The following is a 17,875-nucleotide window of genomic DNA, read 5'->3' on the forward strand; positions in this document are numbered from 1 at the left end:
GAAAGTTTAAATCATTATAACTAATAGTCGTATGCATGTTACTTCACCCGTAAGACCGCCGCTGGTAACTGGCGGAAAAACATACGCCGATGTTACGGAGGACGTATGTCGTCACGTAGAAGGAAAGCCGACCAAAGAGTGGAAGATCGCTTTTATCGTATCTTTAGTAGTATTGATATATGGTACGGCTTGTCTTTTCTGGACCTGGTGGGAAGGTCTTGGCGTTTGGGGCCTTAATAAAACTGTAGGTTGGGCATGGGATATTACCAACTTCGTATGGTGGGTAGGTATCGGTCACGCTGGTACACTTATCTCTGCGATCCTTTTGCTTTTCCGTCAGAAGTGGAGAACTTCTATCAACCGTGCTGCTGAGGCGATGACAATCTTCGCGGTAATCTGTGCGGCTTCGTTCATCCTGATGCACATGGGGCGTCCCTGGTTAGCGTACTGGGCACTTCCTCTACCTAATACCTTCGGTTCACTGTGGGTTAACTTCAACTCACCACTTGTATGGGACGTATTTGCGATCAGTACTTACTTCTCTGTATCACTGGTGTTCTGGTATATTGGTCTTATTCCTGACCTAGCTACTATCCGTGACCGCGCTACCAGCAAGGTGTCTCGTTTTATCTATGGTACTTTTGCCATGGGATGGAATGGCTCGGCCAAGACGTGGTCTCGTTATGAGTACATCAGCTTGATTCTGGCGGGTCTGTCAACTCCTCTGGTACTTTCGGTACACACGATTGTAAGTATGGACTTTGCTACTTCGGTAATTCCGGGATGGCACACTACCATCTTCCCTCCTTACTTCGTAGCCGGAGCGATCTTCTCAGGATTTGCCATGGTACAGAACCTGATGCTGATTACCCGTGTAGTATACCGTCTGGAAGACTACATTACCATCGAGCACATTGAGTCGATGAACAAGATCATCACTCTGACCGGATCTATCGTAGGTATTGCTTACCTGACTGAGTTCTTCATCGCGTGGTACTCAGGAGTAGAGTATGAAAGCTACGCCTTTATCAACCGTGCTACTGGTCCTTACTGGTGGGCTTACTGGGCCATGATGACCTGTAACGTAATCTCTCCACAACTGTTCTGGTCACGTTCACTACGTCGTAGTGTTACCTGGACGTTCTTCATATCGGTGATCGTAAACATTGGTATGTGGTTTGAGCGCTTTGTGATCATCGTTACGTCACTGCACCGTGACTACCTGCCTTCTAGCTGGGCTATGTTCTCACCTACTTTCTATGACATTGGTGACTACATCTTCTCTTTCGGTCTGTTTGGTACCTTGTTCTTACTTTTCTCTAAGTACCTGCCCGTAGTGAACATGGCTGAAGTAAAAGCTATCATCCGGTCATCTTCTGAGCGTTTGCCAAAGAACATATCTGGCGTGGCAAAGGGAGCACGAGTAGCAAATCCATCATTTAACAAAGACGCTGAATAATCAATAAAGCCAGAGTCGGCAGGGAATAGTACCTGCCGACCTGCTTGTAAAAGATATAAACATTTATGGCAGAGCTAACCGGAAAATATTTAGTTGGAGTATTTGATGATGATGATGTCATACTCCATGCAATACCTAAACTCCGTAAAGCAGGTGTGAAGATTCACGAAGTATACTCTCCCTTCCCGATTCACGGACTGGATGATGCACTCGGACATCCCCGCACTCGCATAGGTATAGCCGCTTTCCTTTTTGGTCTGACAGGAGCCACTTGCGCTTTGACAATGATGACCTGGATGCTGGGCTATGACTGGCCTATGAACATTGGTGGTAAGGATTACATCTCTCTCCCCAACTTCATACCCATTACTTTCGAGTTGACAGTACTTTTTACTGCATTCGGTATGGTGACTACTTTCTTCGTTACGAATGGTCTGAGTCCTAATCCGGCTCCTGTTTTGTTCGATCCCCGTTCAACTGACAATAAGTTTGTAATGGCCATTGAGATGGGTAAGAATAAGATGAGTGAGGAAGACATCACCAAGGCACTGAAAGACCTGGGTGCTGGGGAAGTCAACATCAAACAATTCTAAAAACATTGCACTGATGAAATTTCAAGTTATAAATAAGTATGTAGGAGTTCTGGCAGTTGCTGCCATAGCTTTTACAAGTTGTAAGCGTGACCCGAATGATACTGGTTGGGAGTTTGCTCCTAACATGTACCGTTCAGTAGGCTACGAAGCCTATAAGCAGGTAGAGAAGCACCCTATCAACCCCATGGGACTGAACATGCGCGAGCCGGTAAATGGTACTGTAGCTCGTCAGCATTATACCAATGTCGGGGGGAGAGATTTTGGTGGAGGTGACTCTACGGCAGCCGTTAACTCCAACTCCACTACTATGGAGGGAAGTACTGATCTGATGGTATACAACATTCCAAAGGATAGTATCCGTACAGCTGAGCGAGTGCTCAAGAACCCTGTACCTCTGAATGAAAAGACCTTGGCTGAGGGTAAAGTTCTGTTTGAAAGATACTGCCAGCACTGCCACGGAGCAGAAGGAGAAGGTAATGGACCTGTTGCTGAAGTGTATAAAGGGGTACCTAACTACAAAGCTGCCAACTTCCAGGATATGAACGACGGACATATCTTCCATGTGATCACACACGGTTGGGGACGTATGTGGCCTCATAAGTCACAAGTAACACCTGAGGAGCGTTGGGAAATTGTACACTACGTACAACAGCTTAAAAAAGGATCCTAATTTTTTGATAACTGCGTAATTAAAATCATAATGGCATCAGTACACGCGATTCCTTCTATAGAAGAACGATTTGAATTTACTTCCGGTGCGAAACGAAATCTACTGATTGGTGGAGCCATTGGACTGGCTCTGATCATCATCGGTGCGTTTCTGTTGGCAAACGGTAGTGGACATGAAGCTGCTCACGGCGCAGAACATGCTGCGGCTGCCGGAGCAGACCATGGCGCTACTGCCGCTCAGCATGAGGCTGGCGCAGCAGGAGGACACGGTGGTAGCAGCTGGATGACCCGTATCTGGGCTAACATCTGGCTCAATGCGGTATATTTTACCGGAATTTCAGTAATAGGTATGTTCTTCATGTCCTACAATTACCTGGCACAGGCAGGATGGTCAGTTGTATTCAAGCGTATTCCTGAAGCTCTTCCTTCTTTCCTTCCTGTTACAGGAGCGGTCATGCTGATCACATTCTTCCTGGGTGGGCACGATTTGTTTCACTGGACTCACGAAGAACTATATGATGCAAGCAACGAAGGCTTCGATGCAATCATTAATGGTAAGAAGGGCTTCCTTAATACTCCCTTCTTCCTGATACGTCTGGTTCTTTATTTTGTTGGCTGGTACTTTCTATGGACTGTACTCAGAAAAGCCTCTCTGGAAGAAGACCAGATTGGCGGCCTCACGAACTATGACAAGTCAGTGAAGTATGGTACTGCCTTCCTGGTATTCTTTGCAGTTACTTCGTCTACTTCAGCCTGGGACTTTGTGATGTCAATCGAGACACACTGGTTCAGTACTATGTTTGGCTGGTACACCCTGGCAAGCTGGCACGTAACAGGTCTGGCTGTAATCACTCTGATGGTAGTTACTTTACGTGAAAGAGGATATCTGAAGGCTGTAAACCATAGCCACCTGCAGGACCTTGGTAAGTTTGTTTTTGCATTTAGTATCTTCTGGACCTACGTTTGGTTTGCTCAGTTTTTGTTGATTTACTACGCTAACTTACCCGAAGAAATTATCCACTATAAGGAGCGTTTTAGCGGTTATGGCGGCATCTACAGAGCACCATTCTTTATCAATCTGATACTAAACTTTTTCTTTCCGTTCCTCGTTCTAATGACAAGGGATTCTAAGCGTACTCACAGTATTTTGAAGCTTGCTTGTTGGAGTATTATTGTGGGTCACTACTTCGATTTCTACAACAACATCATGCCTGGTACAGTAGGTGCTAACGCTGGTTTTGGACCTGTAGAATTCGGCTTCATTCTAGTATTTGCATGTGCTTTCATCTGGTTTGTTTCTGCACAGTTAGCCAAAGCGAATCTGATTCCAAGGAACCATCCTATGCTGGAAGAGTCATTGCATCATGATATAGCTTAATTAGCACAACCTGTTCAATCATTATGGTTTATATTATAGGAATACTTACCCTTGTCTTTCTGGTGCTCACTGTCATGGTGGTCGCAAGATTGCGTAATGTTGTTAAAGGTGTAAATGCAGGCACGGAGGAAACTCGACCTGAGAATATCCCTTCAGGCAACCGTTGGAATGCAAATCTCTTTATCTTATTTACAATTCTTAGTCTAATTGCCGTAGTAGGAACACACATAGCTGCCAGAGAAGATCTTCTTCCGGTAGCTTCCTCAGTACACGGACGTCGTCTGGATGACCTGTTCTGGTTTTCTATGGGTGTGTTAGCTATTCCTTTTGTAGCGGTTAACGTTGTATTGTTCTACTTTGCTTACAAGTATCAGTACAAGCCAGGTAGAGTAGCTACATATTATCCTGAAAACCATAAGCTGGAGATTATCTGGACTGCCATTCCGGCTGTCGTGATGGCCCTGCTGGTATTCACCGGCTGGAGAGCCTGGTCGGATATCACTTCTGATGCTCCCGCTGACGCCGAGGTAATCGAGATAGTTGGAAAACAGTTTAACTGGATTGCCCGTTACGGTGGAGTTGAAGATAACCGTCTTGGTAACTACAACTTCAAACTTATTGATGCTCAGAATGAGGTAGGTATAGATTTGAGTGATGAAAGCTCACTGGATGATTTTACCAATAATACAGAGCTTCATATTCCAGCTGGTAAGCCTGTGCTTCTGAAGATCAGAGCCCGTGATGTACTGCATAGTGTATTTATCCCTCATATGCGGGTAAAGATGGATGCGGTGCCTGGTATGCCTACTAAGTTTTGGTTTGTAGCAGATAAAACAACCAATGAGATTCGTGCTGAGCTTGGTAAGCCTGATTTTGATTATGAGCTTGCCTGTACAGAGATCTGTGGTCGTGGTCACTTTGCTATGCGTATGCGCGTTATTGTGGAGGATGAAGCTTCTTACCGTAGATGGGTTTCTGAGCAGAAAACATTCCTTCAGACATATCCTGAGTATCTGGCCAAAGTGCCTGATAACCTGAAGTCGAAGGCGATGAAGTATCTGCCTGAGCCTACAGCTCCGGCAACAGCCCCAGCTGATAGTGCTACAGCTGAGAATGCCGGTTCTGCGGGTGCAGGAGCAAGTGCATCGGTACGTTAATTTTCGAAATTTAAAAAAGTAGCAGAAGATATGTCATCATTAGAGACAGGAATTGACATTACAAAGGTGCACGACGATGATCACGCGCACCATGAGGAGTTGAGCTTCTGGCGTAAGTACGTTTTCTCAGAAGATCATAAAGTGATCGCAAAACAATACCTGATAACAGGTATTTTCTGGTCAATCATCGGATTGGCTATGTCAGTAATATTTCGTTTGCAGTTGGGTTTTCCAGGTATTGATATATCATGGCTGAGACCTATACTTGGGCAGTGGATTGATGAGTCGGGTAAACTGGATCCCAACTTCTACCTGGCTCTGGTTACGATGCACGGTACCATCATGGTGTTCTTCGTACTTACTGCCGGATTGAGTGGTACTTTCAGTAACTTCCTCATTCCCCTGCAGATTGGTGCCCGCGATATGGCATCAGGGTTCCTGAATATGCTTTCCTACTGGTTCTTCTTCCTGGCCGGTGTGATCATGTTCATCTCTCTGTTCATTCAGACAGGTCCTGCCTCGGGTGGTTGGGTAGTATACCCTCCTTTGAGTGCACTTCCTCAGGCTATGCCAGGCTCGGGCTTAGGTATGTCGCTATGGCTGGTGAGTATGGCGCTGTTTATCGTGTCGCAGCTACTGGGTGGTATCAACTATATCACAACAGTGATTAACCTGCGTACACGTGGTATGTCCTTCAACCGTCTTCCTCTGACGATCTGGGCATTCTTTATCACGGCCATTCTGGGTTTGATTTCATTCCCTGTACTGTTCTCAGCCGCTCTGCTTCTGATCTTTGATCGTCAGTTTGGTACCAGTTTCTACCTGTCAGAGATCTATATCAATGGTGAGGCACTGCCAAACGTAGGTGGTAGCCCTATCCTGTATCAGCACTTGTTCTGGTTCCTTGGGCACCCGGAGGTATATATCGTACTTCTACCTGCCCTGGGTATTACATCTGAGATCATTGCAACCAACTCACGTAAACCTATCTTTGGTTACCGTGCGATGATTGCTTCAATCATAGGTATTGCGTTCCTGGCATTCATCGTGTGGGCGCACCACATGTTCGTATCAGGTATGAACCCATTCCTGGGATCAGTATTCATGTTCCTGACGCTGATCATTGCAGTACCTTCGGCGGTTAAGGCGTTTAACTATACTACTACACTGTGGAGAGGTAATATCCGGTTTACACCAGCTATGCTGTTCTCAATCGGTCTGGTATCACTGTTCGTAACGGGTGGTTTGACTGGTATTATTCTTGGTAATAGTGCCCTTGACATCCAGCTGCACGATACCTACTTCGTGGTAGCGCACTTCCATATTGTAATGGGTGCGGCATCGGCCTTCGGACTTTTCGCTGGTGTATACCACTGGTTCCCTAAGATGTTTGGCCGTATGATGAATACCACACTGGGACAGATTCACTTCTGGGCTACTTTTGTAGGAGTGTATCTGGTGTTCTTCCCGCTGCACTATACCGGTATCGCTGGTTTCCCACGTCGTTATTATACGTTCACCAGCTATGAGTTTACCAAGAGCTTTACTGATTTGAACGCTTTCGTAACGATTGCGGCTATCTTTACCTTCTTGGCTCAGTGGATATTTGTATGGAACTTCTTTTACAGCATGTTTAAAGGTAAGCTTGCTTCCAAGAACCCATGGCAGTCAAATACGCTGGAGTGGACTACTCCGGTAGTACCTGGACATGGTAACTGGCCTGGCGAAATTCCTGCTGTATATCGTTGGCCATACGATTACAGTAAGCCTGGTGCAAAAGAAGATTTTATTCCTCAAACAGTACCTCACTCTCAGACTCCTGAATCTAACCTGCCTCACGAAAATGAGGAGATAGCTATCGAGAAGGATATTGAGGCACAGAATTTCAATGACCAATTCAAAAACGCTCACTGAGCGTAGAAATAATAATCGCCTCTTCCGGCGCCTGGCCCTGGTAACGGTTGCTATTGTTTACCTGCTGATCATGGTAGGTGGTATAGTTAGAAGTACCGGAGCAGGGATGGGATGTCCTGATTGGCCTAAATGCTTTGGTAGCTGGGTTCCTCCAACGGAGGAGTCCCAGCTACCTTTAAATTATAAGGAGATTTACGGTGCGAAACTGAAAGGAGAAGTGGAGTTCAATGCCGTAAAGACTTGGACCGAATATGTAAATCGCCTGTTTGGTGCATTTACTGGGTTGATGATTTTTGCTACTCTATTAGCTTCTATTCCTTTCCTTCGTTCGGATAAAGCTATTTTCTACCTGAGCCTTCTAACCTTTCTTCTGGTAGGCTTCCAGGGCTGGTTAGGTGCGAAGGTAGTTTCTTCGGAGCTGTTACCGGTCATGATTACCCTTCATATGCTACTGGCCATTGTTATAGTGTTTATTCTGCTGTATGTACTGGCACGATCCTATGTAGGCACTATTCAGGTAGAAGCAGTACAGAACAAACCAAAGATCAATAGATTACTTATTGTGGTGCTGGTGCTGTCACTAGCCCAGGTACTGATCGGTACACAGGTTCGAGAAGCTATGGATCTGGTCATTGATGATCTGGGCTATTCGGCACGTAACCAATGGATAGATGCACTAGGAGCTACCTTCTACATACACCGCTCCTTTTCTATAATCATAGTAGGGACCAATGCCTGGTTGTACTACTGGATCTATAAGTACTCGGCTGGTCACGGACCTATACGAATGTTAGCGAAGAGTATCATGGCAATTATTGCTGTGGAGATACTAACAGGAGTCGTTATGGCCTACTTAGCTGTACCTGCTCTTTCGCAGCCTCTACACCTTACTTTTGCTGTTGCCATGCTGGGGGCACAATTTGTACTTTACCTGTTTTTGAACGCAGAAATCGTGTTCAGAACCAGTGCCCACAGTGAACTTAAAGTGGTATAAAAAGATTAAATATATAGACCTTCTTATCAGAAATTCAGTTCATAGACCGCAATGATATCATCTGAAAGTAGCTTATCAACAGGGGAGAAAATTAGTGGAAAAGTAAAAGCACTATTTGAATTAGTAAAGTTCAGACTGGCTTCATTGGTGGCATTTTCCGGCGTATTTGGATATTCTTTAGGAGCAGAAGCCATTGACTGGCCCAAGCTGATATTGTTTTCGTTAGCTGCGATCGGAATTACAGGAGCATCTAATACTATCAATCAGATCATTGAGAAAGATCTGGATAAGCTAATGAAACGGACGGCTAATCGTCCGCTGCCTAGTGGTCGGTTGTCGGTTGAGGAGTCTATCCTCTGGGCTGTGTTCTTAGGTGTAACAGCTATGTACATCTTCCTGGTGTACTTTAACCTTACTACCGCACTTCTGGCATTGCTTTCTCTGATCCTGTACGGGTTTGTGTATACACCTCTTAAGCGGGTAGGCCCCATAGCTGTGTTTGTTGGAGCTATTCCGGGTGCTTTCCCTCCAATGATCGGGTGGATTGCTGCTACCAATCAGTTTGGGCTTGAGCCGGGCATTCTGTTTGCGATTCAGTTTTTCTGGCAGTTCCCTCACTTTTGGGCTATTGCCTGGGTATTAGATGACGATTATAAAAAAGCAGGTTTTAAGCTGTTGCCTTCGCAGGGGGGAAAGGATCATCGTACGACGATCCAGATTATGATTTATACCCTGTTCCTGCTACCGGTGGGATGGTTGCCCTTCGAGCTTGGAATGACTGATATCAATTCAGCTCTTGTAGCAACTGTTTGTGGAGTGTTCTTCCTGGCGCAAACGTTTCATTTAATGCGTAAGTGTTCTGATAAGACGGCAATGCAACTGATGTTTGGGTCTTTTATTTATCTACCCATCGTCCAGATCGCCTTCCTGTTGGACAAAATGTGATACCTTAATCTATCCTGATCATACAATGGAAAATATTCATCAACTACGTGCACAGCGGGAGCCTGAGGAAACCCTCTCGATGGACCCCAAGAAGTTTATACTTTGGCTGTTCATACTAAGTATCATAATGATGTTTGCTTCCCAGACTAGTGCCTACCTGGTGCGTAGAGCTGAAGGTAACTGGCTGGAATATGATATGCCTCAAATATTCTGGTATAGTACGGCTGTACTCGTTGCCAGTAGTATTTCAATGCACTGGGCGTACCTTGCGGCAAAAAAAGATAATTTTAAAAGTTTAAGAATTGCAATTTCTATTACTTTTGTGCTTGGTTTGGTATTCCTATGGATGCAGTTCCTGGGTTGGAAGGCGCTGGTAGATATGAAGGTGTTTTTTGTAGGTAATCCCTCAGGATCCTTCTTTTATGTCTTCACCGGCTTGCATGGTTTTCACCTTATCACGGGGTTGATCGTGCTGGTTTTAGCTTTGTTAGCCGCTTTCCAGCTTCGTGTACATTCCAAAAACCTACGACGGATACAGATCTGTACAACGTACTGGCACTTTTTGGATATTCTGTGGGTATATTTGTTTTTCTTTTTATTGACTTTTAATTGATTAATTAAGTTAACCAATGGCGTCTACTGCAACGACAACGAGCACGGTAAAACCCAGATTGTGGATGGGTGGTATCGAGCCCATGAAAGCAAGCTACGGAAAATTGATGATGTGGTTCTTCCTCATCTCAGATACTTTCACTTTTTCAGCTTTGCTGGTATCTTACGGAATGGTTCGATTCAGCTACCCTGCTTACGAGGGAGCGGTTGAAGACTTTACCTTCTCCAATCTGTACTGGCCCATCCCTGAAAAAGTATACGAAGCAGTTCCTTTCCTGCATGGGGTTGAGCTGCCGCTGGTATTCGTAGGTATCATGACCTTCATCCTGATCTTTAGTAGTGTGACGATGGTATTGGCCGTAGAAGCTGGCCATCGCATGGATCGTGCTGCTGTCGAAAAGTACATGCTATGGACGCTCCTTGGTGGTGTTACCTTCCTGGGCTGTCAGGCATGGGAGTGGGCACACTTTATTCATGGAACTGAATCAGGTACTGTTATCCGCGAACTAGTCAATGGTAGCTGGGTAGAAAGAACGATCTACGGTGCCAACCTGGTGGAGAATCAATACGGACCTCCGGCTTTTGCTGATTTCTTCTTCTTCATCACTGGCTTCCACGGTACTCATGTATTTAGTGGTGTTGTACTTAACTTCCTGATTTTCTACCGTACTGCTACTGGCATGTATGAGCGCCGTGGTCACTACGAAATGGTAGAGAAAGTAGGTCTGTACTGGCACTTTGTGGATCTGGTATGGGTATTCGTATTCACCTTCTTCTACCTGGTATAATATTCAAGACAGACTAATCTTATAAACTGTATAAAGACATGGCAGATACACACGTACATGATCACGGACATGAGCATGGGGATGGTTCAGAACAGCGTAAAGCAATCTGGAAAACCTTCTTTATCCTGTCTGCTATCACAGCGGTTGAGTTCTTGATCGCCTTCACACTGGGTGCTGGTTTACTTAAAGTTGCGATCTTCATCGGATTGACTATTGTTAAGGCCTTCTATATTGTGGCTGAATTTATGCACTTAAAGCACGAGACGAAGTCACTGATCTGGTCTATCCTAGTCCCCTGCATTTTTGTGTGTTGGTTACTAGTAGCTCTTATACTGGAAGGTGGTTCCATCTTCGATGTGCGCTAAATAAATATGCAAAAGTTTCGTAAGGCCGGGCTGCTAATACTACTATTAGCAGTACCGGCTTTCATCTTTATTTTCCTTAAGCTCTTCGGGATTAATCATTACGATCTCCCCACCTTTCATCCGGCTAAGAATCCTACCACAGGTGAAGTTACGTTAAGTAACGGTGATACTGTTTACTATGCTGTCCAGGGACTGAAGCTTCTTAGTAGTAGAGATAGTGCCATGTTTACAGAGGCTAATCTGCGGGATAAGTTTACAGTAGCTCACGTACTTCCTACTGTTTGTAGCGATACCTGCCAAAAGGCACTGACTCAGCTTTCGAGGGTACATGATCTGACTCAGTCAATCCCCCAGCTGCAGTTTCTGACTATTACGGAAGGAGGTACCACAGGCCTGGATTCTCTCTCTAATCAGTATGGGATGAACTCGGCATCCTGGGTAGTAGTTACCGGGAGTCAGGAAGAGGTGAACAGAGCCGCCGGTGAGGTAATCAGACTAAGTCAGAACATACCGGCCAGCACGCAAACTATTTCGTTGAGTAATAGGTTAATTCTTATAGATGGAGTAGGTCATATCCGCGGCTACTACGATGCTCAGGATATAGAAGATGTGGATCGGCTGATGGCCGAGATAAAGGTTTTGGAGTATAGTAATTCATTGAAAAAGTAACCCTCATGGAAACGTTGGTTCTTGAGAAAAGCCCCAAGTACAATAGATTGATCAATATTGTAGCGATACTGATACCCGTAGTGGTGTCGGTGCTACTGGGAGTGCGTCAGAAGGTAGATCTGGGAGAGTGGACAAAGGTACTTCCACACGTAAATGGTGTTATCAATAGTCTTACGTCACTATTACTGGTGGCAGGTTGGTACTTCGTGAGGAATGGTAATGTGAATGCTCATCGCAAATCAATGACTGCCGCTTTTGTACTGGGATCACTGTTTCTGGTAACGTACGTACTTTATCATCTTTCAAACGAATCTACCCCTTTTGGTGGAGAAGGTATAATCCGACCTGTGTATTACTTCCTGCTCATATCGCACATTGTCTTGTCGATAGTAGTAGTATGGTTTGTACTGAGGGCCGTTTATTTTGCGTTTAGTAATCAGATTAGCGAGCATCGTAAAGCTGTAAAGTGGGCGCTCCCGATCTGGTTATATGTAAGTGTAACTGGTGTAATTGTTTATTTACTTATTAGTCCTTACTACCAATGAATAAGATACTAATGCGATGTGTAGCTATGCTGGTTGTGGTACTACTTACTACGGCCGATGTATGGGCGCAATGCGCGATGTGCCGTGGTTCGGTAGAGAGTACCATGGGAAATGGCCGCAATAACGTAGGAGTTGGTTTGAATACGGGTATTATGTACCTGTTCTTTATACCTTATCTGGCGGTAGCTATCATTGGGTACCTGTGGTACCGCAATAGCAAGAAGCTAAGAGCAGAACGTCAGCTGGTCGCGTCGCGGATACAGCAGGCTTATCCCAAGCACTAATCAGCATGGCTGTACATAGCCAGCCAACGATACGTAACAAAAAGCCCCGGGCCTTATGCCTGGGGCTTTTTGTTTATTCCCACAGCGGATAGTGGGACAGCTGAATCTGTTTGCCAAAGAATAGCCGGGTAGATGCCTCAAAGGACTGTGTATAGTCAGATACATAGAACCGGCGCTCGCCGGTACCTTTATCGTTGAGCAGGTAGTGCTGCTCCATCCAGGCCCTCAGCGACTGCGCTACAATTTCGGAGGTGTCAAGTATCTCTACTGTATCTCCGTAGTACTGCCCGATTTCTTTCTTGATAAGTGGGTAGTGCGTACAGCCCAGGATCAGTGACTCTATTCCTTCCAGCGCCGGGTCAGACAAGTACGTGGTAATGATACTTTCACTGATAGAATTATCAAAGAAGCCTTCTTCGATCATGGGAGCCAGTAGCGGGGTAGCCAGTGACTTCAGCGTGATATTCTTATTTAGTACATCTACTTTCTTTTTATAGACATTTGATAGTACCGTTTGTTTAGTACCTATCAGGCCCACAGTTTTACCATCGTACCGGTCTTTGATATAATCGACCACGGGGTCAATGACATTCATAACTTTTGCCTTGCTGCCGACGTACTCACGCACCAGTTCATAAGCGGCCGCCGATGCCGAGTTACAGGCGATCAGTATAAGCTTGCACTGCTGCTGAAGCAGCATATTGCAGATCTTGATAGAATACGCCTGTATAGCGGCGGTAGATTTGTCGCCGTAGGGTAGGTGAGCGGTGTCACCAAAATAGATGGTATTTTCGCGGGGTAACAGCCGGGTAACCGCACTGGCCACAGTCATGCCACCGATACCGCTATCAAATATCCCAATGGGGGCAGAGGATTCAAGCATAAATTTTTAAATAAAAACGAAAAAAGTTAGGTACCCGTGCAACTTGTTGGATGCGAATATGCATCTAGTCAATGAAACCACCCCAAAGGTATGGGCAAAATTTTACCATTCTTCAACCAGGAAGCACAACTTGTAAAGGCGCTGCAGAAAGCTGACCCAAAGGCGCAGCGGCAGGTGTACGAAAAGTACTCCTCCCGAATGCTGGGTGTATGCATGCGCTACGTAGGCGACCGGATGTCGGCTGAGGATGTGTTGGTAGAAGGGTTTATGCGGGTATTTGACAAGATAGATCAATTTAAGAGTGAAGGTAGCCTGGAGGGATGGATACGGCGGGTCATGGTCAACGAAGCACTTGGGTACCTGCGCCAGCGCAAACGTCTGCTGGATGATGTGGACCTGGATGAGGCTCAGACGGTACCTGATGCTAGTCCGATAGATCAGAATCTGGAAGCGCAGGAGCTGATGAATATTATTGAGGGGCTGCCAACCGGCTACCGGACCGTATTTAACCTGTATGCTATCGAAGGGTACTCACATGCTGAAATTGCGGATTTGCTTGGCATCTCCGAAAGCACATCAAAATCGCAGTTGCACCGGGCCAGAGCTCTGCTGCAGCAGCTTGTAATGGATTGGGAAAATGGATATAAAAAAAAAGGGACCTATGAAAAAGCATCCAGTTGATGATTTGTTCGCCCGAAAGCTAGATGCATGGGAGCCTAAGCCATCGGCCGAAGTATGGCAACGGATTCAGGCAGGCCAGCAGAAAAAGCAACGCCGTGGGGCAGGGTGGTACTGGTATGCGGCGGCTAGTGTAGCAATACTACTTACAGCAGGCTACATAGTGTGGGATGGACCTGCTAATAACCCGACCGGACTTGCAGAAGGGTCTATCGCCAAAGTAAAAAAGACTACTCCGGAAACTTCAACCATACCTGGTACACCAGCGGCAGATTCAGAGGCAATAGCAGGTAGCACATCTGTGCCGGTAGAGGATAAGAAGCCGGTGTTAGAGTACAAATCCGCAGAAGCTATCGCCAGAGGGGCAGATACAAGAAAAGTGGTGCCAATAAAGCCAGGCCAGACAACAGAAGCAGAACCGGCAGAACGAGCTCTGGACGTAGAAGTAGCAGCGCTTGCTAAGGAAGAAGTACCCGCGAGTACTCCAACTATCAGTTCTCCCGATTTGAATCTGCCCGCTACTCAACCGGTAGGCAGTGTTGATAAAGCCTTACGTGAGAGTACAGAAAAGCGGGTGGTAATAGCTCGCGTTGAAGTAGAAGATGATCTTGATGAGGATCATAAATCATCTCGTCTGATCCGGATACTACGGCAACTCAAAAATGCCAAAGAAGGAGAGGCTGTTAACTGGAACGAAGTGGGTATTAACCCCAAGAAAATAATGGCGAGAGCTGACGAGCGTATCCGAAACGAAGAAGAAAAAGTATCAAAACAATATAACACCCTGAAAGAAAAACTAGAACTATAAAACTATTAGCCATGATAAGAACTCTGAAAACATTTTTTATAGGTGCATTATTAGTACTGTCTGCTATGGCGGCCGAAGCTCATCCTGCCAGTAAAGATTCCATCATCATTACGTTTGGTGATAAGACCCGCCTGATTATCTACGGTGAAGATCGTCAGGAGCTGGAGAAACTGCTGAAGTATGATCTTAATGCCTTGCTCAGGGATTTGGGAGCACGTCTGGATACAATACAGGGCGATACCAAGATCTACTACGATGAACTGGATGGACGTGATTATCTGAAAGACAAGTCGGAGGCCGACAAGGATAAGAACTACGTACGGATTGGCCTGCGGGGCATCCGCATCAAAGATGGGGATACCGAAGTAAACATAACCAGTCGTGGGGTAGATATAAAAGATGGCGGCGAGCGTGTAAGAATCGGAAGTGTGGATAAAGACTCTACCGATAAGGATGATGACGATGAACAGGTAACGCGTATCCGGAAAGTAAACAGGTACTCTAGTCCACGCAAAGGGTTTAATATCAACATTGGCCTGAACGCCTACGGTGATAATCAGCCTATGGGGTACAACGTTTCTGATTATGATCTCCGCCCTTTCGGTTCCCGGTTTGTCAGCTTGGGAATAGTAAGAAGCGCTACCATTGCACGTGGCAACTCCGTAGGTCTGCATATGGATTTCGGCTTGAATGCCTCCTGGTATAATCTGATGTTTGATGGCAGCAACACCGTCGAGAAAATAGCCACTGGAGTAGCCTTTGTACCTCTGATGAGCCGGGATAATACGCCCCTCGAGTTAGCAAAGAGTAAGTTGACCGTACCTTACATCAACCTGTCGCTAATGCCTACGATCAGCTTTCCCAAGGCAGCAGTATCGTACATAAGTGCCGGCGTGTACGGCGGGTACCGCCTGGGAGGCTACACCAAGACAAAATTGGCAGGCAATGGCGATAAAGACCATGTCCGCAGCAACTTTTACTTCAATGACTTCCGCTACGGAGCGGCCTTCGAACTGGGTATTCGTAATTTCCCTGATCTATTCGTGAACTACGATTTCAATACCCTCTTCGAAGACAGCCGAGGTCCAGCGGTCAGAATGGTAAGTTTTGGTATACGACTATAAAGTACCTTATTGCCTGTATCACTGGCTGTTGTGGATGATGCCGCCGCAGCCAGTGATTTTTTTTGAGAATATTTTCTAAAAAGTATTTGACAATAATATAAAAGCACATAATTTTGTGCCTCCAAAGTGAATGACAACGGCATTCACAACTGATTTGAAATACTGACAGGGGGGTGTACCAGAGTGGCCAAATGGGGCAGACTGTAAATCTGCTGGCTTATGCCTTCGGTGGTTCGAATCCATCCGCCCCCACCAAAAGTACGCGGGTGTAGCTCAGCTGGTAGAGCGATAGCCTTCCAAGCTATAGGTCGCGAGTTCGAACCTCGTCGCCCGCTCATTAAGTCTCAATACGTTCAAGCGATCAGTGAAAAATTCATTTTTGGACCCTTTCGCTGGTCGCTTTTTAGTTCCGGTTGAGTACATGCCTTTGTAGCTCAGGGGTAGAGCACTTCCTTGGTAAGGAAGAGGTCAGGGGTTCAAATCCCCTCAAAGGCTCCAGATTGAATAGTTGAAGAGCACTTACATAAGTAAGGAAGAGATCAGGGCTGGTCCGCCGCCGCGGGTCAATTCCCTCAAAGGCTCCACGAGAGAAGTTGATTATTTTCGATACGTAGATTTGGCATTGAGCATTCCTGCTAGAGGTTTGTCAATGCCAATGGGTGAATCAGCAAACGTTAACAAATTCGTAATAATTTCTAATTTTAAGCGTACATAAACATGGCAAAAGAGACGTTTGACCGCTCGAAACCGCACGTGAATATTGGTACAATCGGGCACGTTGACCACGGTAAAACTACCCTGACAGCTGCAATCACGACTGTACTGGCTAACAAGGGTTTCGCACAAAAACGCGACTTCTCATCAATCGATAATGCACCTGAAGAGAAAGAGCGTGGTATTACTATCAATACATCACACGTAGAATATCAAACCGAAAATCGTCACTACGCTCACGTTGACTGTCCAGGTCACGCTGACTACGTGAAGAACATGGTTACTGGTGCTGCTCAGATGGATGGTGCTATCATCGTAGTTGCTGCTACTGATGGTCCTATGCCACAAACTCGTGAGCACATCCTTCTGGCTCGTCAGGTAGGTGTACCTCAGCTGGTAGTGTTCATGAACAAAGTTGACATGGTGGATGATCCCGAGCTTCTTGAGCTTGTTGAGATGGAAATCCGTGATCTTCTGAGCTTCTACGAGTACGATGGAGACAACATCCCTGTAATCCAAGGTTCAGCTCTTGGTGCTCTTAACGGCGAAGATAAGTGGGTTAAGACTGTTGAGGCTCTGATGGATGCAGTTGATAACTATATCCCAATTCCTCCTCGTCAGACAGATCTTCCATTCCTGATGCCTGTTGAAGACGTATTCTCAATCACTGGTCGTGGTACTGTTGCTACTGGCCGTATTGAGCGTGGTGTAATCAACTCTGGTGATCCTGTTGAGATCCTGGGTATGGGTGCTGAAAACCTTAAGTCTACTGTAACTGGGGTTGAGATGTTCCGTAAGATCCTTGATCGTGGTGAAGCTGGTGATAACGTAGGTCTTCTGCTCCGCGGTATCGACAAAGAAGATATCCGTCGTGGTATGGTTATTTGTAAGCCTGGTTCAGTGAAGCCTCACGCTCACTTCAAGGCTGAAGTATACGTACTGTCAAAAGAAGAAGGTGGTCGTCACACTCCATTCTTTAACAAGTACCGTCCTCAGTTCTACTTCCGTACCACTGATGTTACAGGTGAGATCTCTCTGCCAGCTGGCGTAGAAATGGTTATGCCAGGTGATAACATCACTATCGAAGTAAAACTGATCAATAAGATTGCAATGGAGAAAGGTCTCCGCTTCGCTATCCGTGAAGGTGGCCGTACCGTAGGTGCAGGTCAGGTGACTGAAATCCTCGACTAATAATAATTGTTTAAAAAACAGGTGCATTTCTTTATGGAATGCACTTGTTTTTTATAAATAGTTCGTATCTTTGCAGCCCGAAACGACAGTTAATCAGTTGAGGGT

At 45.8% G+C, this 17,875-nt stretch carries 19 protein-coding genes and 3 tRNA genes; 21 read left to right on the plus strand and 1 reads right to left on the minus strand.

The window, feature by feature from the left end; translation table 11 throughout:
• The first annotated feature begins 31 nt into the window (after positions 1-31).
• The 14 genes from nrfD (at position 32) to JTN23_RS15890 (ending at position 12,372) form a co-directional block, all read left to right on the plus strand.
• Entirely contained in the window at positions 32-1,459 is a 1,428-nt protein-coding gene (gene nrfD / locus JTN23_RS15825; protein WP_247235850.1) for an NrfD/PsrC family molybdoenzyme membrane anchor subunit, read from the plus strand.
• A gap of 65 nt (positions 1,460-1,524) precedes the next feature.
• On the plus strand, positions 1,525-2,052 hold the full coding sequence (locus tag JTN23_RS15830; protein WP_247235852.1) for a DUF3341 domain-containing protein: 528 nt from the start codon (positions 1,525-1,527) through the stop codon (positions 2,050-2,052).
• A 13-nt stretch (positions 2,053-2,065) separates the two neighbouring features.
• A complete protein-coding gene (locus tag JTN23_RS15835; RefSeq protein ID WP_247235854.1) occupies positions 2,066-2,722 on the plus strand; it encodes a c-type cytochrome in 657 nt (218 codons plus the stop codon).
• A 30-nt stretch (positions 2,723-2,752) separates the two neighbouring features.
• Positions 2,753-4,099: a quinol:cytochrome C oxidoreductase gene (locus tag JTN23_RS15840; RefSeq protein ID WP_247235856.1), complete on the plus strand. Its 1,347-nt coding sequence runs from the start codon at positions 2,753-2,755 to the stop codon at positions 4,097-4,099.
• 23 nt (positions 4,100-4,122) lie between these two features.
• Positions 4,123-5,256 (plus strand): cytochrome c oxidase subunit II, encoded by a 1,134-nt coding sequence (locus tag JTN23_RS15845; protein WP_247235858.1) that lies wholly within the window; start codon positions 4,123-4,125, stop codon positions 5,254-5,256.
• Between the two features lie 30 nt (positions 5,257-5,286).
• On the plus strand, positions 5,287-7,170 hold the full coding sequence (locus tag JTN23_RS15850) for a cytochrome c oxidase subunit I (RefSeq protein WP_247235865.1): 1,884 nt from the start codon (positions 5,287-5,289) through the stop codon (positions 7,168-7,170).
• Positions 7,145-8,164 (plus strand): COX15/CtaA family protein, encoded by a 1,020-nt coding sequence (locus JTN23_RS15855; RefSeq protein WP_247235867.1) that lies wholly within the window; start codon positions 7,145-7,147, stop codon positions 8,162-8,164. The genes JTN23_RS15850 and JTN23_RS15855 overlap by 26 nt, the downstream gene beginning before the upstream one ends.
• Positions 8,165-8,215: 51 nt before the next feature.
• Positions 8,216-9,109: a heme o synthase gene (gene cyoE, locus JTN23_RS15860; protein WP_247235883.1), complete on the plus strand. Its 894-nt coding sequence runs from the start codon at positions 8,216-8,218 to the stop codon at positions 9,107-9,109.
• A gap of 25 nt (positions 9,110-9,134) precedes the next feature.
• Complete coding sequence (locus JTN23_RS15865) at positions 9,135-9,722, plus strand: cytochrome c oxidase subunit 3 (protein ID WP_247235893.1); 588 nt, start codon at positions 9,135-9,137, stop codon at positions 9,720-9,722.
• Between the two features lie 16 nt (positions 9,723-9,738).
• Positions 9,739-10,509 carry a cytochrome c oxidase subunit 3 gene (locus JTN23_RS15870; RefSeq protein ID WP_247235899.1) on the plus strand — a complete coding sequence of 257 codons (771 nt, stop codon included), beginning with the start codon at positions 9,739-9,741 and terminating at the stop codon, positions 10,507-10,509.
• Positions 10,510-10,547: 38 nt separating this feature from the next.
• Entirely contained in the window at positions 10,548-10,874 is a 327-nt protein-coding gene (locus JTN23_RS15875; protein ID WP_247235900.1) for a cytochrome C oxidase subunit IV family protein, read from the plus strand.
• 6 nt (positions 10,875-10,880) lie between these two features.
• A complete protein-coding gene (locus JTN23_RS15880) occupies positions 10,881-11,543 on the plus strand; it encodes an SCO family protein (protein ID WP_247235906.1) in 663 nt (220 codons plus the stop codon).
• Between the two features lie 5 nt (positions 11,544-11,548).
• Complete coding sequence (locus JTN23_RS15885) at positions 11,549-12,088, plus strand: DUF420 domain-containing protein (RefSeq protein WP_247235908.1); 540 nt, start codon at positions 11,549-11,551, stop codon at positions 12,086-12,088.
• On the plus strand, positions 12,085-12,372 hold the full coding sequence (locus tag JTN23_RS15890) for a hypothetical protein (RefSeq protein WP_247235909.1): 288 nt from the start codon (positions 12,085-12,087) through the stop codon (positions 12,370-12,372). Before JTN23_RS15885 ends, JTN23_RS15890 begins: the two co-directional genes overlap by 4 nt.
• 73 nt (positions 12,373-12,445) lie before the next feature.
• On the opposite strand, the gene murI is transcribed toward JTN23_RS15890, so the two are convergent.
• Complete coding sequence (gene murI, locus JTN23_RS15895) at positions 12,446-13,255, minus strand: glutamate racemase (RefSeq protein WP_247235910.1); 810 nt, start codon at positions 13,253-13,255, stop codon at positions 12,446-12,448.
• A 90-nt stretch (positions 13,256-13,345) separates the two neighbouring features.
• Between murI and JTN23_RS15900 the strand changes: the two genes are divergently transcribed.
• From JTN23_RS15900 to tuf, 7 genes are all read left to right on the plus strand, one after another.
• Entirely contained in the window at positions 13,346-13,936 is a 591-nt protein-coding gene (locus JTN23_RS15900; RefSeq protein WP_247235911.1) for an RNA polymerase sigma factor, read from the plus strand.
• On the plus strand, positions 13,917-14,741 hold the full coding sequence (locus tag JTN23_RS15905; RefSeq protein ID WP_247235912.1) for a hypothetical protein: 825 nt from the start codon (positions 13,917-13,919) through the stop codon (positions 14,739-14,741). Before JTN23_RS15900 ends, JTN23_RS15905 begins: the two co-directional genes overlap by 20 nt.
• Positions 14,742-14,752: 11 nt before the next feature.
• Complete coding sequence (locus JTN23_RS15910; RefSeq protein WP_247235913.1) at positions 14,753-15,865, plus strand: outer membrane beta-barrel protein; 1,113 nt, start codon at positions 14,753-14,755, stop codon at positions 15,863-15,865.
• Positions 15,866-16,034: 169 nt separating this feature from the next.
• Positions 16,035-16,120 (plus strand) — tRNA-Tyr (locus JTN23_RS15915).
• 7 nt (positions 16,121-16,127) lie between these two features.
• Positions 16,128-16,200, plus strand: a tRNA-Gly gene (locus JTN23_RS15920).
• 88 nt (positions 16,201-16,288) lie between these two features.
• Positions 16,289-16,363, plus strand: a tRNA-Thr gene (locus tag JTN23_RS15925).
• 219 nt (positions 16,364-16,582) lie between these two features.
• Positions 16,583-17,770 (plus strand): elongation factor Tu, encoded by a 1,188-nt coding sequence (gene tuf / locus JTN23_RS15930; protein WP_247235914.1) that lies wholly within the window; start codon positions 16,583-16,585, stop codon positions 17,768-17,770.
• The last annotated feature ends 105 nt before the right edge of the window (positions 17,771-17,875 follow it).

It is taken from the genome of Telluribacter roseus (assembly GCF_017355915.2).
Lineage (GTDB): Bacteria > Bacteroidota > Bacteroidia > Cytophagales > Spirosomataceae > Telluribacter.